Source organism: Terrisphaera buseokensis (genome assembly GCF_047521145.2).
GTDB lineage: Bacteria > Verrucomicrobiota > Verrucomicrobiia > Opitutales > Opitutaceae > ER46.
Map to the genome: position 1 here is coordinate 3774061 of NZ_CM134186.1, position 25812 is coordinate 3799872.

A 25812-nucleotide genomic window follows, 5' to 3' on the forward strand; every position below is an offset into this window, starting at 1 on the left:
GGAGAATGATGGCGACTGCTACTTGAGTTCGCGGATGCGAATGTTTCGGAAACGAACGCTCTCGCCCGCTTTCCAGACCGTGAGATTCGGCACGTCGGGGTGCACCTGCAAGGCGATGCCACCCTGCGCAGGCACGCCGCGGGTGGTTTGCTCGGTGTGTTGAAAGTCCGTCAGCAGGCGATCGTTCATCCATACGCGAATGCGCGCCGGCTCGCCCTCCATGCGCACCTCGACGTCGTTCCAGTCGCCATTGCGCACGAGGCGCGCGCCCTCGGGATTGCGCTGCACGTAGGCGTGGCCGATGAACGGGATGAAGATCGCGCCGACATCCGACCCGGGCCGGTAATCGAGCGTGATCTGATGACTGCGACCGTCCGGACCGACCCGTACGAAGATGCCGGTGTCCATCGGATACGTCAGCTTCACCTGCAGCTTCAAAATGAAATCGGTGAACGGACGATCCACCCAGAGCAGTCCGCCCTTGCCCGGGGGATCCTGCGTGCCGAGCAGCTGGCCGTCCTCCACCCACCATTTGCCCGCGAGATGCAGGGGCGGCATGCCATCATGCTGCGTCCAGCCGTTGAGCGTCTTGCCATCGAACAGCGCGACGAACCCTTCCTCGTCGGTGACGGTCGCGCCGGACGCTACCATCGCCTCGCGAATGAACGGTGCCGCGCCCTGCGCCATGCGTTGAAACCCAAGGTCCGTCGGGTGCACGCCGTCGACGGTATCGTCGCCATCGGCGCCCAGCAGGTGAGACGCGGGAACATAGAACAGGTGCTTGTCCCCGGCCTTCTTCAAGCGGTCGTACAGCCCGCGCAGATACGCGTTGGCGTCGGCCACCTTGCGCCGCTTCGATTCGACGAAGCCCGCATCCGCATAGCTGACATTCTCCACGAGAACGATCGGCGTGGTCGGTCGCGCCGCGCGCAGCGTGCGCACGAACGGCTCGACCCGCTCCTTCACTTGCGCGACATCAAGATTCGGCAGGCTGTCGAGGACATAGGCCGCGGGATCGAGCTCGGCGAACAGCTGCGCCATCTCGGGCTCGCTCTTGCCGTTGCCGCTAAAGCCCAGGTTGATCGTGGGCCAGTCGAGCAGGCGTCCGACGATCGCCGGATAAGCCATGCCGGGACGCGACGCGCAGCCGCCCTGCAGGATCGAGGTGCCATAAAACACGACCGGCTTGCGGCCGGCGTCGCGATCGGGCGCCCGTTCGAGCGTCGTCCCCTCCGGCACACCGAGTTCAATCGCCGCGACGCCGTTATAGAGCGGAAGATAAAGCAGGTATTCGCGCTTCACGCCCGGAGTGAGGCCGCGGACCAGCGAGCGTTCGTTGGTCGCCTTCTCCGGCCGGCCGGCACCGATCCATTTCCAGCGTCCCGCGTCGCGCACGTAAAGATCGAGTCCGCTGACGCCTGTCGCCGGCATGTGGGGCAACGCGAGGCGGTCGCCCTTCCGCAGCGTCCAGCGCGCGCTGATTTCGGCCGCATCCGTCACGAAACGAAAACGCAGCCCCGCGGAATCCTGCGCGAGCGACCACACGGGCCCGCGGACGACGCCCTCCGCCTTGGCCGGCAAGCGATCGTAGCGCTGTTTGGTATCGGTCCAGCCTTTGCCTTCAACGTCCCAGGACGCGAGGTCGTGCCACGCGAGCTTGGGCGCCGCCGCGGCCCACAGCGCACTCGTCCCCATCAGCAGGATGGCGCACGCCAGCACGCCAATCGGCTTGAGCCTTGAGCGTGAATGCCCGTGGAGCGTACCCACGCCGCGTGCAGCGGGAATGCCGGCCTCCGGCCGGCATCGGATCGAAGCAGGCGGGACGCCTGCGCTCCTGAATGAGAGGCCGCAATACAGTGAATTCATGGCGTGGGTTTCATGTCGCGCAGGGCGATCAGTTGACGCAGGGCGGAGTCGACGAGCGCTTCGCCGGAACCGGGATTCGAACGCGTCGTGCCGGGCGAAGCGCCGTAACTGCCTTCCCGATACGCCTTGCGATTGGCGACGTAGCCGATGGCGCCGTTGGCGAGCGTGTTGACCACGGTGTACTGATAGGGAGAACCCTGTTTCACCATGAAGCCAAGCTCGACGAACATCTCGCCCGGCAGGCCGACAAACGCGAGCTCGTCGCCCAGCGCGATGACCATGACCTCCGCCTCGAAGGTGTACGCGCCATCCACCAGCGAAATCGTCATCTCGCCATCGTGGAAGACCGGCTTGTTGCCAAACTGCGCCGCCAGCGCCGGCGACTTCTCCTCGAGAATCTTCAGGCGCAGGACTTCACGCGACACCTTCAACGTCGCCGTCGGCAGCGGCTCAAGGCGTTCATAGCAACGCACGACTTCCGCCGCGAGGAGTGTTCCGATCCGCGCCGCCTCGTCGTAGCCTTTCACGCGGCGCGGACGCTTGGGATCGAGCAGGTAGTAATGATTGATGTTTCCCGCCGCCCCGATCGTGAAGTGCGTCACCATGTCCGGGCCCTTCACATCGGCCAGGATCTTGGCGATCTGGTGTGGATAGTCCGCCGAGTAGCGCTGCCCGCCGGTCGTATCGAGGTGCATCGCAAAATTGATGACCGTGGCCAGCGGCTTGCCCTCCGCCGTCGCGAAATAGAGCACGGGCAACGCCGGATCGGTCGGGCCCGCCGCGCGGACGACATCGACCAGGCCTTCGTCGCGCCCCTTCGCGGGGTTGGAAACGACGGATCCGTCCTTCATCAGAAAACGCCGGTTGAAGGCCACGCCCTTCACCTCGCCCATCGCCGCCTGCAGCCGCGCCGCCACCAGGTTGGCTTCCGCGGCGCGCACGCTTTCCGCGATGCGCTTGGGCATCTCCTCGAGATACGCGTCCATGACCTTGCGCTGCTCCGGCGTCGCGGTGCGCGCAAAGCGCGGCCGGATGTTCGGCGTGGTGTGCGTGTGCGTCGCCGTGATCATCACGTTCTCCGGCGGCACCGATGAGATCTTCCCCACATGCACCCGCGCGGCGGCGGTGATGTGAATCGGAATGCTCGTCATGTCGCACGCCACGATCGCGGCCTTCACCCCGCCGCTCTCGAAGACGATCGCCTTCGCCTGCAACGGATCGTGGACGCCCTCGGCGGGCGTCGTGGGATAGGGTGGCCGTTGCGGCGCGTGGAAGGGCATCAGTGGCGGCGGCGTCAGGTCGACGACGGCGGTGCCAAAGCGGAACGGCTGCGCGAGGCCGGTGGCGGCACAGACCGCGAAGACCGGAAGCAGCCTGACCAGGGAGGAGAATTTCATGGACGGGAGCAGGATGAAAACACGGGGTGCGTCGAAGGCCTGGGTTTCAAAACGTGCCCTTCAGCCCCAGCGCGTATTGGCCGCCGTGCTGCTGGACGCGGAACTGCCGCGCGTACGCGGGCGTCTCGCCGCCGTAGCGCAAGGCCACGGGGTTTTCCCCAAGCGCATTGCGGGCGTTGGCAAACAATCCGATTCGCGCCGACAGGCGGTAGTCGAGATTCAGATCGAGGGTCGTGCGCGCCTGGTCCCATTGGTAGCCGTCAGCAACTCCCACGCCGGGAATGCGCGTGCCGCGCGTCAGGCCGCGATAATTCCACTTGGCCATCAGCGTCATGGGATTTCGTGTGAACGTGAAACCCCAGTTCGCGCTGCCGGAAATCACATTCGCGAATCCCGCCTGGTCGCCAGCGTCCAGGTCGAGCTTCGTGCCGTTCGCAAACACCTCGAGGCCGCGCGCCCACCGGCCCAAGGGACTCAACGTGTGCTTCAAGTTCACCTCGATGCCCGACATGCGCGCGCTGCCGGCGTTGTACTGCGTGGTCAGCTGCCAGCCCAGATAGCGCGGGTCGAGATCGAGCTCGGCCAAATCCTTCGCCGTCGCGATGCGCACGCCCGAGGCGAAGAAGTTCTTCACGTCCTTGCGGAAGACCCCGACGCTGGCCATGCCCCCGAGCCGCGTGTAGTATTCGAGCGAGAGCTCGAAGTTGTCCGCGCTCCACGGACGCAACCCGGGATTGCGCAGGCTGATCGTGCCGCCGAGCTCGCCGTCTTCGGCGTCGAATTCATTCACGGTCGCGTTGGCGATGATCTGGTTGAAGTTCGGCCGGCCATAGGTCTTCGCATACGCCGCGCGCACGAGGACGTTCTCGGTGGCGTTGGCCGTCAGGTGCACGCTCGGATAAAAGCCGTCATAGGAGCGTTCGGCGCGCGCCCCGCGCTCGGTGCGCACCAGCCGCAACTCCTCAATCGAACCGACGGCACCCGCCTCCGGGCGGCGAATCCGCGCGCCCGCGGCGTTGTGCGCGAACGACCCGTCGGCATTGCGCAAAAACACCGCGGTGGGTTCGACCAACGCGCCGCGGCCCTTGCCGGTGGTCTCTTCGTACCGGACACCGGTGACGACATTGAGCCGGTTCCTGAACAGCCGAAACTCGCCCTGCACGAACGCCGCGTTGACCGTTTCCTCGAAGACCTCCGAATTCGTGATGCGGAAGGTCTCGGCGGTCACCACCTGCGCGGCGGTTTTGGAAAACAACGACGGCGTCTGCTGAAACGCCTGCCAGGCCCGGTGCGGCGAGACCCACGGGATGTCGACGAAGCCGAAATTCGCCTCGCGATTCCGGTACACTTGCGCGGCGTAGGGCGCCGGGGTGTCCGCCGTGTTCGGATTTCCATCCGGGCCATTGTAGGTCCAGCTGCTGTCCGCGCGGCGCGTATCCCGTTTCTGGAAACGCTGCGCGCCGCCGATCTGAAACGCCGCTGGAATCGCAAACAGCGTCAACTGTCGCCGCGCGCTGAGATCCACCGTCCGGACATCGTCCTTGATGTCACGCAACGACGACGTCGCCGTCGTCAGCCGGTAGTTGGCAATATTGTGATAGTCGATCACCTGCCCCGCATTGTTGAATGTCTCCATCGCGCCGGGACCGTCCGGCGTGATCGCGGAGTAGGTGACGCGCAACGGTCCGGTGAGCGTCGAGGTCGTGCTGAAGAAATGCCCGGCGTCCGTATCACGAAAGTAAGTGCGCGAGCCCGACGCGCTGACGGTCGACTCGACCCGCCAGCCGCCGTTGTCGAAGCGATAACGCACATTCCCCGCCTTGGTCGCGCCGCGAATGTTGAAGAACTGGCCGTCGAGTGTGACGCCGCCGCGCCCCGTGGCGCCCACGGTCCGATCGGGGCCGAACTGCAACGGCACGCCGCCCGCCACCGTGGAGGTCGCGACAGTGCCGGCGTTCGACGTCATCTGGTGCATGCCATTGAAATTCCAAAATTTGTTGGCCTGCACGCTGGCCGAAAGCACCGCGTTGGGCGTCACGCGCCAGTCCGCTTTCAGGCTGAGCGAATTCCGGTAGGTGAAGCGAGGCGCGTCCTGCAGGATGTGTTGCTGAAAATACGGCCGGGCGAACGTCGCGCCCGTGCCGACCGCGGTCGCGTTGAACACGTTGGCCGACACGAAAAGATCGTTGAACTGATTCGAAGTCAGCCCTGACACCACGATGCCGAAGCGATCGTTGACCGGCAGCGTGTAGTTGAAGTCCGCATTCGGCAGCACGCGCCGGTGCCGTTCCTCGAAGGAGTGCGGGACGCGCGCGGTCGTCAAATCACCCTGGTTGGCCGAGAGGTACAGCCGGTAGCTGAGTTGCGCCTTGCGCCGCTCAAACGCGCTCTTGCTGACCATGTTCACGGTGCCGCCGAGCGTATCCGCCGGCTGCGAGGGCGCGGGGATCTTCGTCAGCTCGACGCGCGCGATATTGTTGATCGAGACCTGCTCGAACTGAAACACCCGCGTCGAACCACCGTAATGCGCATTCGACATCTGCGCGCCATCGGACGTGACGGTGGTGAGGTAGGAGTTCAAGCCGCGGACCGAAATCGAGAGGATGGTCGGATCGGCGAAGTCGGCGGTGACGCTCGGCAGATACTTCATGAACTCGCCGACGTTGCCCTCGGCGATGTCGCCAAACGCGCCCGCGGCGACGACGTTCTTGATGTTGGGCGAAAACCGCTGCTCGTTGATCGCGATGGTCTCGGGATCCATCTCGCGGGAATCCGCCACGACGAACGCCCCGAGCTTCACCACGCCCGGCCCGGACTCGCCGGCCATGCGTTCGAGCGCCGCATCGCGCCTGACCTGGCCTCCGGCCGGAACCGTCACCGTGACTTCGGCCGGCGCGAGTCCGGTGAAAAAGATCCGCAGCACGACCGGACCCGCGGGCACGCCGGCCAGCCGGTACGCGCCCGATTCATCGGTGAAGACGAGCAGGTCGCTGCCCGCCACCGCGACGCGGGCGTTATGCAGCGACTGCCCGGTCGCCGCATGCTCGACGCGGCCGGCAATCGCGCCCGTGGCACCGCGCCCCGGCGGCGGAACGTCCGCACCGGCGACATCAAGCGAGGAGAAAATAAAGTGAAGGAAGAGCGACGCCAGCAGCGGCAGGTCACGCAAACGAACGACACGCCGGTGGAGGCGCAGTGGGAGGCAATGCATAAGCTGAAGGGGTTTTCAGGTGCATGACGAAATTTCAGGGCCGGGTGGCAGGCGCGTCGGCGCCGCGCATCTCGCCCATCATGGCGAGCAGCCGCGTGACCATTTTCGGCGCGGCCTCGAACTCGACGCGATTCGTGCCCAGCCAGCTCTCGTATCCACCGAGCTTATGCTGCTCGGGCGTGGGCATGTAGCCGAAGGCGCCGTTGGCGATCGAGATTGTGAACGATTTCGCAAACGGCGTCTTCGCTTTGATCTCCAATCCGACCTCGACAAACGTCTCGATCGGCGTCGCCGCTATGCCGAGGTCGCCAATCCGAAACGCTTGCAGCGGCACGCGCGCTTCGCCCGGCGCATTCACCGCCATCAGCACGCTGCGTGCGTAGGTTGCTTCGTTGACATGCCACGGTTTCTCACCGGCTGGCTTGGCGAGGACTTTCTTCGCATAGTCGACCATCTCCGGGGTCGGCCGCCGCGGTGCGAGGGCGATCTCCTCGTAACGCGCGTCGAGCTTCACCCAGTCGTGGTGCGGCAAAGTCTGATACACGCGGTACACTTCGGCCGCAACGGCGTTGGCCACCTTGTGCATCTTCTCGTACGGCGCCATCGCCGGACCGCGCTGGCGGAAATTGATGTTGTTGATATTGCCACTCGTGCCGTTCGACAGCAGCCCGACGAAGGGCGGGTCGTTGCGGTTGGTCGCGCCCAGCATCTCGCCGATGCGTTGATCGAACACGCCAAAGTAATCGCCGGAGATCACCCCGATGGGAATGCCCCCGACATAATGAAGCGAGTAGTTCGCGAGCAGCGCAATCGGCCGGCCGCTCTTCGCCTGCACCGACACGAAAGAAATTTCCGGGTCGGTCGGACCGGCCGGCTTGATCAGCTCGTTCGGATTTGAGGGCGGATTCATGCGCACCGTATCCACGCCGCCGAAAGGATTCCGCCTGTTTTCCTCCGACTTCACGTACCAGCGACGATTGAATACGTGCGTCGGATCGTTGCCCACGCCCCAGCCGATTTTGGCCGGCTCCAACCGGTTGATGGCCACGCGCACACTATCGGAAATCCGGCGCGCGATGAACTGCTGGTACGGCGCCAGGGGCGGCAGCTTGCCGGTGAAGCCGTCGCGAATCTCCTCGGCCTTCGTATCCGTCCGCTCGCGCGCCGAACCACCGGAGTGAGTGTGGGTCGACGAAATCAGCACGTGCGAATTCGGCAGCCCGGTCTTTTCCGTGATCAGGCGCTTCGCCTCGTCACACACAACCTGCGGCAGGCCCACGTTGTCGACGACCACGAAGGCCAGTCGCGTCGAACCGTCATCCAGCACGAGCGTGCGTGCATAGAGCGGATCGTGCACGTGCGTCGCGGGCGTCGGACTGAAACTGCCCACGATCAGGATCCCAAGATCGGGCGTGATATCCACGCGGTCCGCGCCCGCGCGGAACTCGGGCTTCACCGCATCAGCGGCACCGCAGAGCGGAGCAACCAGGATCGAAAGAATCAGCAGACACCACGGGGCGATGGTTTTCATGGGACGGGCGCGGGGTTGAAACCGAAACGGGTGGCGAGCGCTTCGCACGCGGCGCGAGTCTGCACGCCTTCCGAGCAGGTGGGATGGGCCAGCGACGCCGCCGCGGCGCACACGCCGAGACGGAGCGAATCAGGCACCGTCCAACCGTCATGCAGCCCGTACAGCACGCCGCTGGCCAGCGCATCGCCCGCCCCCGCGGCGCCCTGCACGAAGTTCGCGGGGACACGCAACGACGGTTGCCAGAGACGTTCGCCGCGAGCTCCGCACGCCAGCACCGCCGCGGGAAAATGCACGAACACCCACTCGCGCACGCCGCCCCGCAGCACCTCTTCCGCTCCGCGCACAATCGCGGCCGGATCGATCGTTCCACCCACCGCAGTCGCGATGCCGGTGATCTGCGCGAGCTCGAATTCGTTGAGAAACAGGTAATCCAGTTCCGGCAGTGCCGGGCGCACAATCGTCGCAAAGCGATCGCTCTGCTCGCTCACCACATCGGCGGAAATCTTCAGCCCCGCCGCCCGCGCCGCACGCAGCACGTCCACCGCTGCCGTGGGTGCGGTCGCGCTCGGCGCATCGAGGCCGTCGAGGAGCAGCAGATAGCCCAGATGAAACACCCGCGCGCACGTCCGCGAAAAATCGAAGTGCACCGGCGCCAGCTCCGCATTCGCGCCTCGGCAGTGGAAGAACGTGCGGCGGCCGCTCCCCTGCTCCGTCATGACGTCGGTGTACGACGTCGGCGCGGTGGCCGAGGTGCCGAGTTGTTTGAGATCAATGCGGTGCGCCGCACAGTCCGCCCGGATGAAACGCCCCGCCTCGTCGTCGCCCACGAGCCCAACTGCCTCGAGCGGAAACGTCGCACCGAGCCGCGCGAGGTTCTTCAGCACATTGTAAGGCGAGCCGCCGTTGCTGGAAAACTGGTTGCGGATATTCGCGAGAGCGTCCTGCGACGGCCAGCGATCGATCAGTTTGACGTGATCGACGATCCAATTGCCACCGGCGATGAGGCCCGAGCGGGCCGACGTGGACGCACTCATGGCGCGGGTTCAGCCAGGGAGGTTGACGGCAGCGTCCGCGCGTTGTGACGCCAGCGCCGCCGCCCAGATCCGATGGCTGTCGACCGCTTCGTCCACGGTAGCGCAGCCGAAACGCCCGCCGAGCGCGCCCGCCCGTTCCGCGAGAAAGGCCGCCCACATCTGCAGCAGGATGTCCGGAAAGCCCGGCTCGAAGATCGCTCCGGTGATCGCGGGGAACACCATCTGGAATCCGAGATCGGTCGAGTCCCAGATCTGTTCCTTCTCCCTGCGAAACGTCCACAGCGTCTTGGGTGTTTTCGTCGAATAACGCACCCCACCCTCGGTGCCGAGCACCTCGATGTACCAGGTGTTCGTCTCGCCCGGCGCAAACCGCTTGAGCTCGACCCGCAGCGGCGTGCGCGTGCCCTGATAGTCGAAGTAGGTCGCGAGTGTGGCGTTGTCCCAGGTGTCGATCGGCGCAACGCCGCCCTTGCCGTCCGGCCGCTCCGTGTAGATGCGCTGCAACTGGGCATACACGCGCTGCGGCTTCCAGCCCAGGCGCAGCGGCACGTGGACTGCATGCAGACCGAGATCGCCGAGCACGCCCACTTCACCGCAGAACGCCGTTTGGCGTTTCCAGTTGGCGGGTTTCAACGGATCGAGATCGCTCGAGTGCAGGTAACCGACTCGCACCTCAATCAGGCGGCCGAGTTTGCCGGAGCCCGCGATCGCCAGCGCGCGTTGGGCGCCCGGCAGAAAAGGAAATTCCGAACTCACGCGCACGAACCGGCCGCTCGCCTTCACCGCCGCGGCGATACGTTCCGCCGCGCCGAGATCGATGCCGAACGGTTTCTCGGCGAACAGATCCTTGCCCGCGTTGAGCACGTCGAGATAGACGGCCTCATGCAGCTGGTGCGGCACCGCGACGTAGACGACATCCACGTCGGGATTGCGGAGCAGCTCGTGGTGGTCGGTCGTGAACTGACGCACCGTCGGGACCTGGCGGAACCAGTCGAGCAGCTTCGGCTGGACGTCGCAGACGGCGACGAGCTCCGCCCGCACCGGGAAATTTTCGAGGACGAACCAGCGCGCGAGCGCGTTCGCCACTTCACGGCCCATGAGCCCGCCCCCGATCACACCAATCCGTACAACAGGTTTCATTCAGCAGAAAATACCTTGGTTCGCACGCCCGCGCGTCGCAGCAGCGCCTTTTCACCCGCGGTGAGCCGGGCGTCGGTGACGAACACTTCAAACACATCCCAGCCGGCAAACGCCACGGCCGCGGGTTTGTTCCACTTGGCGGCGTGCGAGACCAGCACCCGGCGCGTGGCGCGGGCACAGGCGATCTGTTTCACCGCGGCCTCGGACAACTCCGTCGTCGAGGCGCCTTCCTTCGCATCCAGACCCGACGCCGCGATCACCGCGACGTCGAAACGCAGTCCGCGCAACCAGTCGAGCGCGAGGCCGCCGACGAGCGCGAGACTCACGGCGCGCACTTCGCCGCCCACGCTCACGAGCCGGGCCTTCGCGTGCGCCGCGAGTTGCAGGACCGGCAGGGAGTTCGTGACAATCGTCAGATCGCGTCGGTCGAGAATCTGCCGGGCCACCTCGAGACAGGTCGTGCCCGAGTCGAGAAACACCTGGCCGCGCTCGGGCAGCTCCACCGCGACCAGCTTGGCCAGCGCCACCTTGGCATCGACGGCGTCGACTGCCTTGCGTTCAAACCCGGGCTCGGTGGCGAGAAATTCCGGGTGCATCACGCCGCCGTGGGCGCGGACCACCTTGCCGGCGGCTTCGAGCAAACGCAGGTCGCGGCGCACCGTGATGCCCGAGGCACCGAAGTGACGCGCGAGTTCGGACACCTTCAGCCGGCCCTTTTGCCGCACGATGGTCTCGATCGCGCGCTGGCGCTCCTCGGCGAACAACACGGTCCCCGTGTGGGGTGCGAGTTCAGTTCTCACTTTTCAAATACGCGACGAGGTTGCCCACGTCTTCCTTCGCCATCGTCTGTTCGAGCCCGTCCGGCATCAGCGAAACGCCCGATGCGGTCAGCGACGTGATGTCCTTGCGTTGCACGGTCTCGTCGGTGCCCGCCGCCGTGCGCAGCGCGAGACTGCCCTCGGTCTCCGCCGCGAGCCAGCCGGAGAGCGAACGCCCGTCCTGCGTCACGACCGAGACGGTCTGGTAATTCGGCGCGACTTCGTAGTTGGGCACGAGGATGTGCAGGAGAATCGCATCCGCGGGCTGGTTGCGGATGCCGGTGAGATCGGGTCCGACCTTGCCGCCCACGCCACTGCGGGTGTGACAGGCTGAGCAGGCTTTCAGGAACGCCTCGCGGCCGCGAACGCCGTCGGTGTTCTGCGCGAGCGTCTCGCGAAACGCGCGATAAACCTTCATGCGATCGCCGCCCTCGAGATCCTTGAAGATCTCCTCGGCGCGCGCACGGACTTTCAGATCGGCGTGCTTCATGAGCTGCGTGCGACGCACCGACGAGATTTCCGGCGCGGCGATCACGCCCGCCTTGATCGCGTCGAAGAGCACGAGGATGAGCGGCGGCTTGGCGGTGAGCGTGGCCAGCACGGCCTCGCGCACCTGCGGCGTGTAGCGGCTCCAGTTTTCCTTCGCGATCAGCAGCGTGCCGCCGCGGGCGTCACCGATCCGCTCGAGCGCCCGGACCGCCTGGACCTGAACCTCGGGCGGTTGCCGCGCGTCGAGCAATTTACCCAGCGTGGCGCCGGCAGACGCGAAGTCGCTATAGCCCAGCAGCGCGATCGCGCTGGCGCGGGACCGCGTCGCAGCCCGATCATCAAGCGCGCTGGCTGCAGCCGAGGTGAAGAACGCTTGCACGGAGGGCGTGTTCTTTCCTTCGCCGCCAAGGATGGCGAGAAACGGATTGGCCGCTGCGCCCTTGGCGCCGCCGCGCGCCTTGAAGCCGTCGACGAGGCCGAGCACCGACGCATAACGCCAGCTGACGTCACTGTCGCCGCTGAGCATCTGAGTGAGAAATTCACGGCACGCTTCGGGCGAGGCGCCGGCACCGAAAACGCGGCCCAGGTGTTCCATCACGGCGGCGAGGGCCTTGGGGTTGCCTGCTTTTTCGTGCTGCAGCGCGGCCCGAAACTCGTCGATCCGTCCGCCGATTCCGCTCAGGACCGCCGCGCGCGTCCAGCGATCCTCGCCGTCGCGCAATGCGATCGTCGCCAGCGCGGGAATGACCGCGGCCTCCGTGGCGCCGCCCAAGGCGAGTGCGCCGCAGAAGCGCACCCGCGGATCGTCGTCGCGGGCGGTGGCCAGCAACGCGGGCAGCACCTCGGCGGTCCGACCAGCGGCGATGAATTCAGCCGCCAGTTGCACGCCTTGTTCCCGCACGCCGGCGTGCGGATCGCGCATCGCAGAATTGATGGTGGCGGCCGTCAGCCCCTTCAACCCGCGCAGCGTCCAAAACGCGCGTGCGCGGGATTCGGGCCGCGCGGCGCTCGTGGCGACTTTCTCCACCAACGGAACCGAGGCGCGATCGGCGCGTTCCAAGAGGCGGCGGTGGGCGTCGAGGCGCCACCATTCGTCGGCCGACTCAAGCGCCGCCACGAGGTCGGCGAGGGTCTCGCCGCGCCGCTTGATCGCCGCGACGGCGGCACGCGGGCCGTCTTTCACGATGCGATAAATGCGTCCGCGATCCTTGCCGCTTTCGAAATCGAGTCCGCCGCGCGATTCCTCGGGCACATAGCGCGGGTGATCGATTTCACGCCGGTACATGTCGGCCACGTAGAGCGCGCCGTCGGGGCCGTGGCCGAGAAACACGGGGCGGAACCAGACATCGGCGGTGGCGAGAAACTCCTTCGTACGATCGGGCGGGTCGGTGCGAAACGATGCACCTTCGGGACGGAAGATCTGTCGCTGCACGAGATTCTGGGCGGACTCGCAGATGAACACATTGCCCATGTGCGCGGGCGTCAGGCCCGTGCCGCCGAACACCGTGACGCCGCTCGCCGAGGTGAACGTGCCGGCATGCGGCGCGCCCATGAGTTTCGGGATGTAATCGGCGGAAATCGTGGCGCGGCTGATGGTCACGACCTTCGCCTCCGCCTCCACCTTCGACACTTCCTGCGTGCTGTCACTGAAACCAAGATACGGATTACGACTGAGCTGCGCCGGCTCGAGCATCACCTGCAGCACCGGATGGCGATTCGAGCAGATGTAGCGACGGCCGTAGGCATCGAAGGTCAGGCCGAACTGCGCGCGACCGCTCGTGTTTTCGAATTCGAACGTGTCGGGATCGAAACGACCATCCTTGAGATTGAACACCACCGCGGGACGGTTCGGATGCTCGGGCGACGTGACCTTGCCGCCATTGAGTCCACTCGTGACGTAGATTTTTCCATCGAAACCGAGCGTCGGATGACTGACGCGAATCTGCGCGGTCTTGGTGTTGTCGAAGCCGGTCAGGACGACGCGCCGTTGATCCGCGAGGCCATCGCCGTCCGTGTCTTTCAGATACAGGATGTCCGGGGCCGCCGTGACAAACACGCCGCCGCGCCAGAGCGTGATCCCGTTCACGTAGCCGAGGCCGGTGGCGAATTCCGTGCGTTTTTCGAAACGACCATCGCCATCGACGTCCTCGAGCAGCGCGATGCGACCCTCGGTGGTGGCGCCGCCGCCCTCGACCGGGTCCGGATAACCACGGCCCTCGGCGACGAAGAGCCGGCCCGGACCGTCAAAGACAAAAGCGACCGGGTTGACCACCAGCGGCTCGGCGACGACGAGCTCAATGCGCAGGCCGGGCTCGATCTGAAAATTTTTCAGCGCCTCCGCGGGCGACTGCGCGGGATGCCGTTCGGCCGCGGCCAGGAAGCTGGCTCCCGTCGCGAGAGCTGCGATCACCTTGACGAACGTCCGGCGCGAAAAACGCCGGAAACGGGGTTGGTCACAAATGAACATTAACAATCATACTTGAACATGCGTTGGGACGGAAGCAATCTCCGGATCCGCCCGTGATGAAAAAAGCGTTTTCCCCCGCCCTGCATCGTTCACTCCGCGTTGCCTTCACTCTTCTGCTCGGCCTCGGGGCCGCCAGTCGGGTTCTCGCTGCCAATGAGGCGCCGCTGTCACCGACCAAGGATCCGATCATCCTCTTCAACGGCAAAACCCACAAGGACCTGTCCGCATTCTACACCTGGCTGCCCAAGTTCGGCCTTCAGGATCCCGACAAAGTGTTCACCGTCGTGGATCAAGTCGACGGCGCGCCGGCGATTCGGTCGAGTGGCCAGCATTGGGGCGGCATTGTCACCAAGGCGGACTACACGAACTATCGTCTGATCGTCGAATTCCGCTGGGGTCTGATCACGTGGGAACCCCGCGCCAACAAAACCCGCGACTCCGGCATCCTGCTCCACGGCCAGGGCGAGGACGGCAACGCGGCGAAGGATTTCAAGTCCCCGTGGATGCGCTCGGTCGAATATCAAATCATCGAAGGCGGCACCGGTGACATCATCCTCGTCAACGGCTACGATCGCGGCTCCGACAAGATCGTCGCGCCCCGCCTGCTCGCGAAGGTGGCGGCGAACGGCAAGAACTGGGATCCGAACGGCACGGTGAAGGAATTCACCAAGAGCCGCATCGACTGGCAGTATCGCGATCTCGGCTGGAAGGACGTGCTCGGCTTCCGTGGCGCGAAGGACGTCGAGAAACCCATCGGCGAGTGGAACTACATCGAGGCGATCTGCGAGGGCGGCGACGTCACTTACTTCCTCAACGGCGTGAAAGTCATGGAGGGCCGCGACGGCTCGTTCAAATCGGGCCGCCTGCTCTTTCAGTCCGAGGGCGCTGAAATCTTCTTCCGCAAAATCGAACTTCATCCCCTGAAGCGATGAACTCCCTCGATCGTGCCGGGCAGGCGGGACGCCTGCGCTCCCCGGTGATCTCGATGCTGACGCTCCTGCTGCTCGGTTGCGGCGGTGCCCGCGGGGCGGATACGGGGATCAAGGCCGGCTTCGCCGAGCGCGACATCACGCCGGCGATCGGCATGGAACAGCCGGGCGGCTACGGGAAGTCGTTTCATCGCACGTTTCACGATCCCTGCAAAGTCCGCGTTGCCCTGTTCGACGACGGTACGCGCAAGGTGGTGCTCATCGGCCTCGATTCACTGACCGTTCCGCGGCACGTCGTGGTCGACGCCCGGAAGGAGATCGAACGCCTGCTCAAGATCCCCGGCGATGCCGTGATGATCGGCGCGTCGCACTCCCACTCGTCCGGCCCGACCGGCATGGTGCTGCCCGGGCAGTTTGACACGGCGCCCGAGGACATTCGCACGCTCGCCTACGAGGAATCCTCGATGGCGAACGCCGGCTACCTGCTGCGCGTCATCAACGAAATTGTCCAGGGTGTGCGCGCCGCCGACGCCGCGCGCGTGCCGGCGCAACTGGGCTTCGGCTACGGCCACGAGGACAAGGTTGCTTTCAACCGGCGGCTCCGGATGAAGAACGGCCAGAGCTGGAGTCATCCGGGCGCGATGAATCCCGACATCATCGACTACGCGGGCCCGATCGATCCGCAGGTCGGTGTGATAGGCGCGTGGGACCTCTCTGGGAAACTGCTCGGCACGATCGTGAATTTCTCGTGTCACGCGACGACGAGCCCGGGCGGCATTTCCGCCAACTATATCTATTACCTCGAGCGCACGCTGCAGGGCGCGATGGATTCGCGCTCGCCGGTGGTGTTCCTCGCCGGTGCCTGTGGCGACGTCACCCAGGTTGACAACCGCAGTCCCCACCCTCGCCCCGCCGGGGAAGCGTGGGCCCAGTTCGTCGGCGGCCGCGTCGGCGCCGAAGCCGCGAAGGTCCTGCTAAGTGTGCCGCGCGGCCGGGCCATCGCCCTCGATGCGAAACAGAAAACGTGGCAGATCGCCCGGCGCGTCCCGTCGGCCGATCGCGTGGCGAAGGCGCGCGCGACGATCGCCCAAGGCAAGCGTGGTCCGGATCTCGTCGATTGGACGTTCGCCAAGGAGACGTTGATGCTGACGCACCTGATCGCGATCGAACCCAAGGTGGAGGTCGAGGTGCAGGCGATTCAGGTTGGGCCGGCAGTCTGCGTGAGCAATCCGGCCGAATACTTTGTACAGTACGGCCTCGATATCAAAAAAGGCAGCCCGTTCGCATTCACGTTTCCCGTGGAGCTGGCGAATGGCTGCGTGGGCTACGTGCCGACCGAGGAGGCCTTCAGCGACAAGGGGGGCGGCTACGAGACGCGGCTCACCTCTTATAGTAATCTCGAAATCACCGCGGGCCGCCAATTCGCCGAGACCGGCATCGCACTTGCTAGATCGATGAAGCCCAGTCCGCCGCCGGAATTCCCCAAGCTGACGGCACCCGGTCAACCCTGGCGCTACGGCAACGTGGCCCCGGAGCGCGACTAGGCCGGACGCCCGTTCACCGCGGCCCGTGCCGCCACGTTAGCGTTTCGTTTTCCTCCCACCGAAGGACGTCGTCCTTCGTTCCCACCGACGCAGGCCTCTCCCGCAGTTCTCCGCCCACCATGAAGCATCGTCTCGCCCTTCCGCACCTCGCGTTCCTCCTGCTCTGCACCGTGGCTGTCACCCCGCTCATGCTCGGACAACCGAGCACGCGGTCCGCCGCCGCCACCGGCACCCTCACCGGCCGCGTGCAGAACGTCGCCAGCGGCAATTATCTCAACAAGGCCCGCGTCGCGGTGAAAGGCACCGACCTGGTCACGTACACCGACGAGTTTGGTTTCTACCGGCTCGTCGATGTGCCGGCGGGCAACGTGACGCTCGAGGTGTTCTACACCGATCTCGACGTCCAGCAGATCCCGCTCGCCGTCACCAGCGGTGGCAGCACGGAGCGAAATGTGGAGCTCACCAGCAAGGCGCGTTACGGCGACTCGAGCGGCGTGGTGAAACTCGACAGCTTCAAGGTCACGTCCGACAAGGAAACGGACGGCAAGGCGATCGCGATCAACGAGCAGCGGTTCGCGCCGAACCTGAAGAACGTGATGTCGACCGACTCCTTCGGCGACGTGCTCGGCAGCAACGTCGGCGAGTTCCTGAAATTCATCCCCGGCCTCACCGCGGAATACAGCGAGGTCGAGATTGTCGGTGTGTCCGTGCGCGGCATGGGCAGCAACAAGACCGCCTTCACCTCCGACGGCGCGCCGCTGGTGTCGGCCAACGCCACACCCACCCGCAGTTTCAACATGAACGCGATGGCGCTGAACAATGTCTCGCGCATCGAGGTGACCAAGGTCCCGACGCCGTCCACTCCCGCCGACTCCCTCGCCGGTTCGGTGAACATGGTCAGCAAGAGCGCATTCGAACGCAGCCGCCGCCAGTTTAACTACGGCCTCAGCCTCGTCGGTAACCACGAAAACCTTACGTTCAACAAGACCCCGCACTCGAACGGCGATCATCCGACCCGAAAGATTCTGGCCGGCTTCGACTTCGACGCGACGCTGCCCGTGAACAAGAACTTCGGCGTGGTCGTCACCGGCTTCCAGAGCAACAAGTACAACGAGCAGCACCTCGCGACCACGCTGTTCAACGCCAACGCCGCGGGCACCGGCGCGACCTTCAGCAAGCCCTACCTCCAGCAGTTCACGTTGCAGGACGGCCCGCGCAGCCAGATGCGCACCACCTTCAGTCTCAAGGCAGACTGGCGCGTGACGCCGAACTCGGTCCTGTCGCTCACCGGCCAGATGAACCGCTACAAGATCTACATCGGCACGCTCAGCTGGGCGATGAACGCCGGCACGGTCGCGACGTCGTCCATCACGGGCGGCACGCCGTTCAGTTTCACGGAGAACTCCACGGTCGGTGCGACCGGCCGCGGCGCCGTGAACCTCACGGGCAGCGCGCAATCGTTCGAGGGCAGCACGAATGGCACGGGCCTCAGCTATCGCTTCGACGACGGCAAGTGGAAGATCGAGGCCGGCGTTAACGGCTCGACCTCGGGCCGCGAGCGGCCGAACTCCGGGCATTTCAGCAGCCTCACCTCGACGCTGACGAATCCGGTGCGGGTGTCGCTGCTCGACGTGGTGCTCGATCGCCCGCGCACAATCAGCGTCTTCGACAACACCAACCAGCCGGTCGATCCGTACAACATCGCCAACTACCGCGTCACGACCGCGGCCGAGGCACCGTACAACAACAACTCCACGTTCCGCGCGGCGAACCTCAATGTGCGCCGTCGCTTCAACCTCTTCCCGTTCCCGACCTCGCTGCAGGCCGGCGCCTATCAGAATTCGCTGACGGTGGACTCCCGGCAGGAGAGCATCGCCTGGACCTACAACGGTCCCGACGGCAACCCGAACACGTTTGAAACTCCGGCACCGTATTTGATGCAGTCCTACCGGAATCAGGACTCACACTACGGCTACAGCAATGTCCCGTGGACGTCGGTGAACCGCGCCTACACGGCGTGGAAGGAGAATCCCGTGCTGTTCACCCAGACGCCGGCGCAGAGCGTGGCGCAGGAGACGTACCGGATTACCAACTCTGAGTTCATCGAGGAAACCGTTTCCGCGCTGTACCTCCAGGGCGAGGCACGGCTCTTCAAGAACCGGTTGAATGTGCTCACCGGCGTGCGGTTCGAAAAGACGGAGGACAAGGGCGAAGGTCCGCTGGTCGATCCCGCGGCCGTCTTTGTGCGCACGGCGAACGGGGCGTTTGCCCGCGATGCCGCCGGGGCGCGCATCCGCAAGACGGAAGCCGGCGCCGTCGGCTCAATGCAGGAGTTGCTGCTGACCCGGAAGGAACGCGCCTACAAAGCCAACCGCAGCTACGACGGCTATTATCCCAGCCTGCATCTGACCTTCGATGTGCGCGAAAACCTCCTGCTGCGGGCCGCGTACGCGAAGACCTACGGCCGCCCCGACTTTCTCGACATCATCCCGAATGCTACCTTCGCGGAAAACGATCTGAACGAGCAGGACATCAACAATCCCGCGATCGTCCGCGGCAACATCACCGTCCGCAACACCGCCCTGCGTCCATGGACCGCCGACAACTACGACGTCTCGCTGGAATACTACACGCAGCAGGGCGGCGTGTTCAGCGCCGGCGTGTTCCAGAAGGAAATCTCCAACTTCTTCGGCACCGACGTGCGCATCGCGACCGCGGCCGATCTGCAGGAACTCGGGCTCGATTCGCGTTATCTCGGCTGGAACGTCAGCACGAAGTTCAACGCCGGTGACGCCAGCATCCGTGGCGTCGAGTTCAACCTGCGCCACTCGCTGCGCGAGCTCGGCCGCTGGGGCAGCTACTTCACCGTGTTTGCGAACGGCACCAAGATGGAGCTCGAGGGCAACCGCCAGGCGGACTTTACAAGCTTCATTCCGAAGACCGGCAACTGGGGCGTCTCGTTCAGCGCGAAGCGCGTGACGCTCGTCGCGAAATGGAACTACCGCGGACTCGACAAGCGCACCGCACAGCCGGCGTTCGGTCCCGATGCCTTCACGTACTTCAATGCCCGCACCACGCTTGATCTGAATGCCGCGTATCAGCTCACGCGCCGGCTTTCGATCGCCGCCAGCGCGAGCAATGTCCTCAACGTGCCCCAGGAACTGCTCTGGTACGGATCATCGACGCCGGCCTACGCGCGCCAGAACCGCACCTCGGAATTTGGCATCGCCCTCGCTCTCGGCTTGAAAGGTTCGTTTTGACCTTTCGGCGTAAACCGAATCCATCGATTCCGTCTGTCAGCGGGCGCGGCGAATCGCGCTTTCACTGAACCACTCCTCACCCCTCATGAAGAAATACAACGTTGCAGTCATCGGTTACGGCTGGGTCGCGACCGCTCACATCCAGGCCATCAATGCCACCGCGCATGCGCAGGTTGCAGCCGTGTTTTCGTCGCGGCCGCAGGACGATGCCGCACTCAGCGCCCGGCACGGCAGTGCGATTCAATCGTACACGGATCTGACGGCGATGCTGAAGCGCCCGGACATTCACGCGGTTTCGATCTGCAGCTATCCGTCGCAACACGTCGAGCACGTCCTCGCCGCGGCCAAGGCCGGCAAACACATCATCCTTGAGAAACCCATCACGCTGTCGTTGAAGGACGCGAAGGCCGTGACCGCCGCGGTCGCCAAGGCGAAGGTGAAAACCTGCGTGTGTTTCGAGTGCCGGTTCTCGAGTCAGTTCCAGGTCACGAAGTCCGTGATCGATGCCGGCATCCTCGGCACGATTCACTACGGCGAGGTCGACTACTATCATGGCATCGGCCCGTGGTACGGGCAGTTTCGCTGGAACACCGCCAAGAAGGACGGCGGCAGCAGCCTGCTTTCGGCCGGCTGCCACGCGATGGACGCGCTGCTCCTGTGCATGGGCGGGGAAGTCGAGGCGGTCACGAGCTACTCGACGCGTTCGCAGAACAAGGTGTTCGCGCAGTACGAATATGCGACCACGTCGGTCACGATCCTGAAGTTCAGCGGCGGTCGCATCGGAAAGGTCGCCTCGGTCATCGACTGCATCCAGCCGTACTATTTCCACACGCATCTGGTCGGCAGCGAAGGCTCGCTCCTCGACAACAAGTTTCACTCGAACCAGCTCGGCGGGCTCAACAAGCACGCGTGGAGCACGCTTTCGATGAAGATGCTCGATTCCGGTGACGTGTCCGATCACCCGTATCAGAGCCAGTTCGAGGCGTTCTTCGCCGCGCTCGATCGCGGCGAGGACATGCCGCTCACGAGTCTGGCCGAGAGCATCAAATCGCACCGCGTCGTCCTTGCCGCCGACCTTTCCGCCGAACTCGGCCGCGAGGTGAAGCTGAAGGAATTGAAGTAAACGGCGGCGGCTAGCCGCTCCAATTGTTCGTGCAGCCCGCTTGACCGCGGATGACGCTGATGAAGCGGACGACTCTGTTATCCGCACCATCAGCATCATCCGCGACTGCGTCAGCCGAGATTGGCCAGGTACTAATACCAATCGCTCTTTGGTTTTGGACTTCTGGATCGATCGTGGCTACGAGCGCCAGCGAGTGGCCGAACCGCCACTCGCTGGCGCTCGTAGCCACGGCTAAAGTCCAAAACCAAAGAGCGATTGGTATAGGCCAAAAAACTTCAACAGCCCGCGAATCACACGAATCGTCGCGAATAAGAAGAGAGGGAAAGGCGAGCTCACCCTACAAAAAACATCCAAGGGGGGTGGCCGGACTGATTCGTGACGGCGAAATTCGCGTCGGTTCGCGTGATTCGCGGGAGCTCTTCTCCACGCTCTTGGTTAGGGCGTCTTCGGTGCGATTTCGCCAGCAAGCCGCAGCAGCACGGCGGACATCTTCGGCGCGGCGTCAATCTCGACGCGATTCGTGCCCACCCAGCTTTCGTACCCACCAAGTTGGTGCTGCGCCGGCGTCGGCATGTAGCCGAGATAGCCATTCGCGAGCGACACGGCGAACGCCTTCGCGAACGGTGACTTCGCCTTCAACTCGAGGCCCATCTCGGCAAACGTTTCCACGGGCAGCGTCAGCACGCCGACGTCGCCGATGCGCAACACCTGCAGCGGCACTTGCACCGTCGCGGGTGCCTCGGCGCGCTGCAGGACGCGATTGGCGTAGGCCTTTTCGAGCGGATGCCAGCCCGGACCGCCGGCGGGGCGCGCCAACAGTTCGCGCGCGCGCGTGATCATCTCCGGCGTCGGTCGGCGTGAAGCGAGCGTCAGGTCCTCCAGCCGGGAGTCGAGCGGCACCCAGGGGCGGTGTTCAATGGTCTGATACGCACGATACACCTCGGCCGCGACGGCGTGCGCGACCTTGCGCATCTGCTCGAAGGGCGGCTGCTGGGCGCGCTTGGCGCGGAAATTGACGTTGTTGACGTCGCCGCTGGTACCGTTCGCCAGCAGGCCGACAAACGGCGGCGCGGCCGGATCGCGCGGCGCACCGCGGCCTTCCTCGATCAGCTGGCCAATGCGACTGCAAAACATTGCGAAATAGTCCGCCGACACCACGCCCGCGGGGACACCACCGACATAGTGAAGCGAATAGGCGGCGTAGAGCGCGATGGGCCGGCCGTTGATCGCCTGCACCGAGAGGAATGAAATCTCCGGATCGGTCGGGCCGGCGGGTTTGACTAGCGCCGGCGAACCCGCGGGCGGATTCATCCGAACCGTATCTACGCCGCCAAAGGGATTTCGCCGCAAGGCTTCGTCCGACACATGCCAGCGCCGGTTGAAAACCTGGTCAGGCTCGCGTCCACTGCCCCACCCGATCCGCGCGGGCTCAAGGTGCGTGATCGCCCGTTGAATGGTGTCAGCGATGCGCGACGCGATGAAGCGCTGGTACGCGGTCAAGCCACCGGCAGGCACCGGCTCGCCCGGCAAAGCGCGACCGCCGTTGGGCCCGAGCGACGTCTCCGTGCCCGCCGCCGTGGCCGAATGGGTGTGCGTCGACGAAATCAGGATACGCGCAGCCTCAAGGCCGCTGCGCTCGCGCGTCAGCCGCTTGGCCTCGTCGCAGACTTCGCGCGGCAACCCGATGTTGTCGCACACGACCAGCGCCAGCCGCACCGTGCCGTCGTCAAGCGCGAGCGCGCGGACCTGCAGTGGATCGTGGATGTGTTTCGCCGGCGTGGGACTGAAGCCGCCGATGATCATGGTCCCGAGTTCGGGCGTAATGTCGCCCACGGCCGCGCCGGCCCGCAGCACGCGCGGCTCTTCGCCGCGAGCGACCCCGCCCGCCGCCACCGCGAGCCCCAGGACCATCACCGTCACACTCCACCCCGTTCTCCGGCTCATGGCTTGCTCAGGTAGGCGAAGAGGTCGCGGAGCGCGGCGTCATCGACGCCGTTCAACAACCCTTCCGGCATCAGCGACTGCGGAAACACGTCGAGCTTCTCGATCTCGCTCGTACGGGCTGCGTGCTTCTGGCCGGCCATGTCCTTGAGGACCACGGTGCCAGCATCCTGCTGCACAATCATGCCCATGAGCGTCTGCCCGCCTTTGAGCTGCGCGAGATAGGCGTTGTAGCCTTCGCGAATCTCCGCGCTCGGATCGAGCACGCCGACGAGCCAGAAGTCGGGACTCGTCCGCTCGTAGCCGGTGAGGTTCGGCCCGATCTGACCGCCTTCGTCGAACAGGATGTGACACGCGGCGCACTTCTGGGTGAAGAGAACCTTGCCCTTCATGGCGTCACCACGCCCGCCGGCCAGCACGCCCTTCATCCGCTTGAGCTCGGCGATTTTCTCCTGGCTGCTCAACTTGCCGCCCGAGTTCGGAAAATTCTTTTGAATCAGCCGATCCAGCGCCGGATCGCGGTACAGCTCCATCTGGCGCACCACGTCGGGCGCGACGTCACGCGCGCGGATCAACCAGCGATCGATTTCCTCGAGGAACAGCTGCGCCCACTCGCGCCGGCTGGCGAGCATGCGATGCGTGCCGTCCTTGAGCGGCGCGGTCTGCGAGAAACGCGCCTCGTAACCCTTGATCACCGCGAGTGCCAGATCCTGATCCGGAAACTTGGCCGCAATCGGGAGCAGCGCCTGACGGACGGTCGGGTTGCCGGCGCGGGTGAAGATTTGCATGATCGCCGGGATCACCTCGCGATTGCCGGCGTCGGCAAACGCCTGCGCCAGCGCGACGCGATTGGCCGTGGGCGCCTTGTCGTCGCGAATCACCGCGAGCGCCTTCTTTGCCGCCTCCGCGTTGCCGGATTTCACCGCCAGCGCGAGATTGGTGTCGAGCTTGCTCGCGAGGTGTGTGTTGAGCGCGGTCGCGAGCGCCGGGGGCAGTTCCGGGATCTTCCCGCCCTCGAACGCATCGGCCATGCCCTCGATCACGAGCGTGCGATCGGCGGGCTGCGGGGCGAGATCGAGCAGTTTCGTGCACGCCTCGAAATTCTCGCGACCGCCCGCCATCGCCCAGCGCTGCGCGAGGTGATGGATGCCGTGGCTGCGCGCCACCGGATGACGCCAGAGTGCGGCATCCTTGAACAGCGCGAGCAGTGCGCCGCGATCGACTTCGGATTTAGATTCGAGCGCCCACCAGAGCAGCAGCGGCAGGCGCTTGTCGGATTGATCCGCATCGCGCTCCATCATGACGCGGGCGAGCGCGAGGCACGGCGCGAGCGGCAGGCGCTTCGCCGTGGCGAGCAGTTGCGTGCGCACCTCGGGGTGCTGCTCGCGCGCGGCCAGTTCCTGCAACGCCGACGCCAACGCCGGGCTCACGTCACCGTCGTCGCCCGCGCTCCGCACCACCCAGCGCCGCACGTACGGATCCGGATGACGCAGCAGTTCCGACGCGAGTTCGTCGCGCATGCCGCCGAGCATTTCGATGGCGCAGAGGGCGTCGAACGCGTGGACGTTGGCCTTGTCGCGCGCGAGGGCCTCGAGTGCGGGCAGCGAACGCGTTTCATTCCGCCAGCCGAGTTCGAGCGCGGCCTGCCGGCGGAACCAACGGTTCTCGTGGTTGAGATACTTCAGCAGGACCAGCGGCGTGGCGGTGTGGAGATCGAAGGGCTCTCGTTTCATCGACGCAGTCGCTGGCCGGATGCGGTAGATGCGGCCGTCGGTCTTGCTCCAGTCGTCGATCGGCCGCACGTGGCTGAGCCGGGTGTCGTACCAGTCGGCCAGATACACGGCGCCGTCGGGCCCGACCTTGGCGTCGACCGGCCGGAACCAGCGATCGCGGCTGGTCACGAGCGGCGGATCGTCCTCGATGCGAAACGTCGAGCCGTCCGGGATGCGCCGGCTGACGTACACCATGTTGTGCAGCGAATTCGGCGCGATGATGCGGCCGCCGAGTTCCTTCGCCATGAGATCGCCGTCGTAGATGCAGAACGCCTGGGAAAAGCGCTTCCCGTCGCTCTTCGTCGTCATGTGCTCGAAGTAGCCGAACGCATACGGATTGCCGGGCGTGCCGTGTTTGCCGAAGCCCTTTACGCCCGACATGCCCTGGTCGTAGTGCATGCCGCGCTGCGCCGCGTTCGTGCCGCTGAAGACGCGGCCCTGGGCATCGATTTCGCTGCTGAAGGTATTGCCGCCGCCCTCGGCGAAAATCTCGAACACCTCGGTCTTCGGGTGGTAGCGCCAGATGTGCTGGCCCACGAAGCGCACGTTCTTCGAGACGCGGCTGCTGACGTTGCCCGTGGTGGTGCTGCCGGTCGCGCCGTAGACCCAGCCGTCCGGACCGAGAATCAGACTGCTCGCCACCGAGTGCGTGTCCTCGAGGCCGAAACCGCTCAGGCACACCTTCGGATCGCCGTCCGGCAGATCGTCGTCGTTCGCGTCCGGATAGAAGAGCAGGTACGGCGGGTTGAGCACCCAGATGCCACCGCCGCCCTTCACCGCGGCCGTCGCGATGTTGAGTCCGGTGATGACGTCGCGGTGCGATTCATAGGTGCCATCGCCATCCTTGTCGGTGAAGACCGTGATCTTGTCCGCGCCCTTCACGCCGCGCGGCGGCGGCTCCGGCACCTTGTCGAAGACGGCGCGCAGATGCTGGTCGAAGCTCACGACCTTCAGGCCGGCTGGGTATTGGTACTGGATGTACTGCGTGACCCACAACTGGCCCTTGGAGTCGAAACTCATGAAGAGCGGCTGCGTCACCGCCGGCTCCGCGGCCACGAGATCGATCGTCAGGCCTTCGCGCACGGTGAAGGTCTTCAACGCCTCCGCGGGAGGCAGCGGCTTGGTGCCGTCGCTGAGCGTCCCGCGGCCCGCGTACGTTTCCATGATTTTCTTGACCTCCTCATTGCCGGCCGGCGGGGCGGAGTCGGCGGCAGACACAGATTGAGCGACCGCAAGCGCCAGCAAAACGACGCCGCGGAGTCCGGGTCCAAAACAAGTGGGGGGCATGGC

Annotated in this window: 14 protein-coding genes; 4 read left to right on the plus strand and 10 right to left on the minus strand. The window is 65.2% G+C overall.

Annotation, left to right across the window (positions count from 1 at the left end):
* Nucleotides 1-18: 18 nt before the first annotated feature.
* The 8 genes from ACLJEU_RS14100 to ACLJEU_RS14135 form a co-directional block, all read right to left on the minus strand.
* Complete coding sequence (locus tag ACLJEU_RS14100; protein ID WP_414661810.1) at nucleotides 19-1767, minus strand: SGNH/GDSL hydrolase family protein; 1749 nt, start codon at nucleotides 1765-1767, stop codon at nucleotides 19-21.
* 95 nt (nucleotides 1768-1862) lie between these two features.
* Nucleotides 1863-3263 carry a hypothetical protein gene (locus tag ACLJEU_RS14105; protein ID WP_414661809.1) on the minus strand — a complete coding sequence of 467 codons (1401 nt, stop codon included), beginning with the start codon at nucleotides 3261-3263 and terminating at the stop codon, nucleotides 1863-1865.
* A gap of 46 nt (nucleotides 3264-3309) precedes the next feature.
* On the minus strand, nucleotides 3310-6474 hold the full coding sequence (locus ACLJEU_RS14110; protein WP_414661808.1) for a TonB-dependent receptor: 3165 nt from the start codon (nucleotides 6472-6474) through the stop codon (nucleotides 3310-3312).
* 34 nt (nucleotides 6475-6508) lie between these two features.
* Nucleotides 6509-8005, minus strand: coding sequence for a hypothetical protein (locus ACLJEU_RS14115; protein WP_414661807.1), 1497 nt, complete (start codon nucleotides 8003-8005; stop codon nucleotides 6509-6511).
* Complete coding sequence (locus tag ACLJEU_RS14120) at nucleotides 8002-9039, minus strand: carbohydrate kinase family protein (protein ID WP_414661806.1); 1038 nt, start codon at nucleotides 9037-9039, stop codon at nucleotides 8002-8004. The genes ACLJEU_RS14115 and ACLJEU_RS14120 overlap by 4 nt, the downstream gene beginning before the upstream one ends.
* Nucleotides 9040-9048: 9 nt before the next feature.
* Complete coding sequence (locus ACLJEU_RS14125) at nucleotides 9049-10179, minus strand: Gfo/Idh/MocA family protein (RefSeq protein ID WP_414661805.1); 1131 nt, start codon at nucleotides 10177-10179, stop codon at nucleotides 9049-9051.
* On the minus strand, nucleotides 10176-10979 hold the full coding sequence (locus ACLJEU_RS14130) for a DeoR/GlpR family DNA-binding transcription regulator (protein ID WP_414661804.1): 804 nt from the start codon (nucleotides 10977-10979) through the stop codon (nucleotides 10176-10178). Before ACLJEU_RS14130 ends, ACLJEU_RS14125 begins: the two co-directional genes overlap by 4 nt.
* Nucleotides 10969-13896: a PVC-type heme-binding CxxCH protein gene (locus ACLJEU_RS14135; protein WP_414661803.1), complete on the minus strand. Its 2928-nt coding sequence runs from the start codon at nucleotides 13894-13896 to the stop codon at nucleotides 10969-10971. Before ACLJEU_RS14135 ends, ACLJEU_RS14130 begins: the two co-directional genes overlap by 11 nt.
* A gap of 113 nt (nucleotides 13897-14009) precedes the next feature.
* On the opposite strand from ACLJEU_RS14135, the gene ACLJEU_RS14140 reads away from it, so the two are divergent.
* The 4 genes from ACLJEU_RS14140 (at nucleotide 14010) to ACLJEU_RS14155 (ending at nucleotide 20809) form a co-directional block, all read left to right on the plus strand.
* Nucleotides 14010-14885 carry a 3-keto-disaccharide hydrolase gene (locus tag ACLJEU_RS14140; RefSeq protein WP_414661802.1) on the plus strand — a complete coding sequence of 292 codons (876 nt, stop codon included), beginning with the start codon at nucleotides 14010-14012 and terminating at the stop codon, nucleotides 14883-14885.
* Nucleotides 14882-16426, plus strand: coding sequence for a hypothetical protein (locus ACLJEU_RS14145; RefSeq protein ID WP_414661801.1), 1545 nt, complete (start codon nucleotides 14882-14884; stop codon nucleotides 16424-16426). The genes ACLJEU_RS14140 and ACLJEU_RS14145 overlap by 4 nt, the downstream gene beginning before the upstream one ends.
* A 119-nt stretch (nucleotides 16427-16545) precedes the next feature.
* Nucleotides 16546-19686: a TonB-dependent receptor gene (locus ACLJEU_RS14150; protein ID WP_414661800.1), complete on the plus strand. Its 3141-nt coding sequence runs from the start codon at nucleotides 16546-16548 to the stop codon at nucleotides 19684-19686.
* Nucleotides 19687-19771: 85 nt separating this feature from the next.
* Nucleotides 19772-20809 (plus strand): Gfo/Idh/MocA family protein, encoded by a 1038-nt coding sequence (locus ACLJEU_RS14155; RefSeq protein ID WP_414661799.1) that lies wholly within the window; start codon nucleotides 19772-19774, stop codon nucleotides 20807-20809.
* Between the two features lie 435 nt (nucleotides 20810-21244).
* Here ACLJEU_RS14155 and ACLJEU_RS14160 read toward each other — a convergent pair whose 3' ends face one another.
* A complete protein-coding gene (locus ACLJEU_RS14160) occupies nucleotides 21245-22753 on the minus strand; it encodes a hypothetical protein (RefSeq protein WP_414661798.1) in 1509 nt (502 codons plus the stop codon).
* A complete protein-coding gene (locus ACLJEU_RS14165) occupies nucleotides 22750-25740 on the minus strand; it encodes a DUF7133 domain-containing protein (protein ID WP_414661797.1) in 2991 nt (996 codons plus the stop codon). The genes ACLJEU_RS14160 and ACLJEU_RS14165 overlap by 4 nt, the downstream gene beginning before the upstream one ends.
* Nucleotides 25741-25812: the final 72 nt, after the last annotated feature.

Coding starts and splice junctions, on each gene's coding strand:
- ACLJEU_RS14160 (WP_414661798.1), bottom strand. CDS start 22,753: ATGAGCCGGAGAACGGGGTGGAGTGTGACGGTGATGGTCCTGGGGCTC.
- ACLJEU_RS14150 (WP_414661800.1), top strand. CDS start 16,546: ATGAAGCATCGTCTCGCCCTTCCGCACCTCGCGTTCCTCCTGCTCTGC.
- ACLJEU_RS14155 (WP_414661799.1), top strand. CDS start 19,772: ATGAAGAAATACAACGTTGCAGTCATCGGTTACGGCTGGGTCGCGACC.
- ACLJEU_RS14110 (WP_414661808.1), bottom strand. CDS start 6,474: ATGCATTGCCTCCCACTGCGCCTCCACCGGCGTGTCGTTCGTTTGCGT.
- ACLJEU_RS14125 (WP_414661805.1), bottom strand. CDS start 10,179: ATGAAACCTGTTGTACGGATTGGTGTGATCGGGGGCGGGCTCATGGGC.
- ACLJEU_RS14115 (WP_414661807.1), bottom strand. CDS start 8,005: ATGAAAACCATCGCCCCGTGGTGTCTGCTGATTCTTTCGATCCTGGTT.
- ACLJEU_RS14105 (WP_414661809.1), bottom strand. CDS start 3,263: ATGAAATTCTCCTCCCTGGTCAGGCTGCTTCCGGTCTTCGCGGTCTGT.
- ACLJEU_RS14145 (WP_414661801.1), top strand. CDS start 14,882: ATGAACTCCCTCGATCGTGCCGGGCAGGCGGGACGCCTGCGCTCCCCG.
- ACLJEU_RS14120 (WP_414661806.1), bottom strand. CDS start 9,039: ATGAGTGCGTCCACGTCGGCCCGCTCGGGCCTCATCGCCGGTGGCAAT.
- ACLJEU_RS14140 (WP_414661802.1), top strand. CDS start 14,010: ATGAAAAAAGCGTTTTCCCCCGCCCTGCATCGTTCACTCCGCGTTGCC.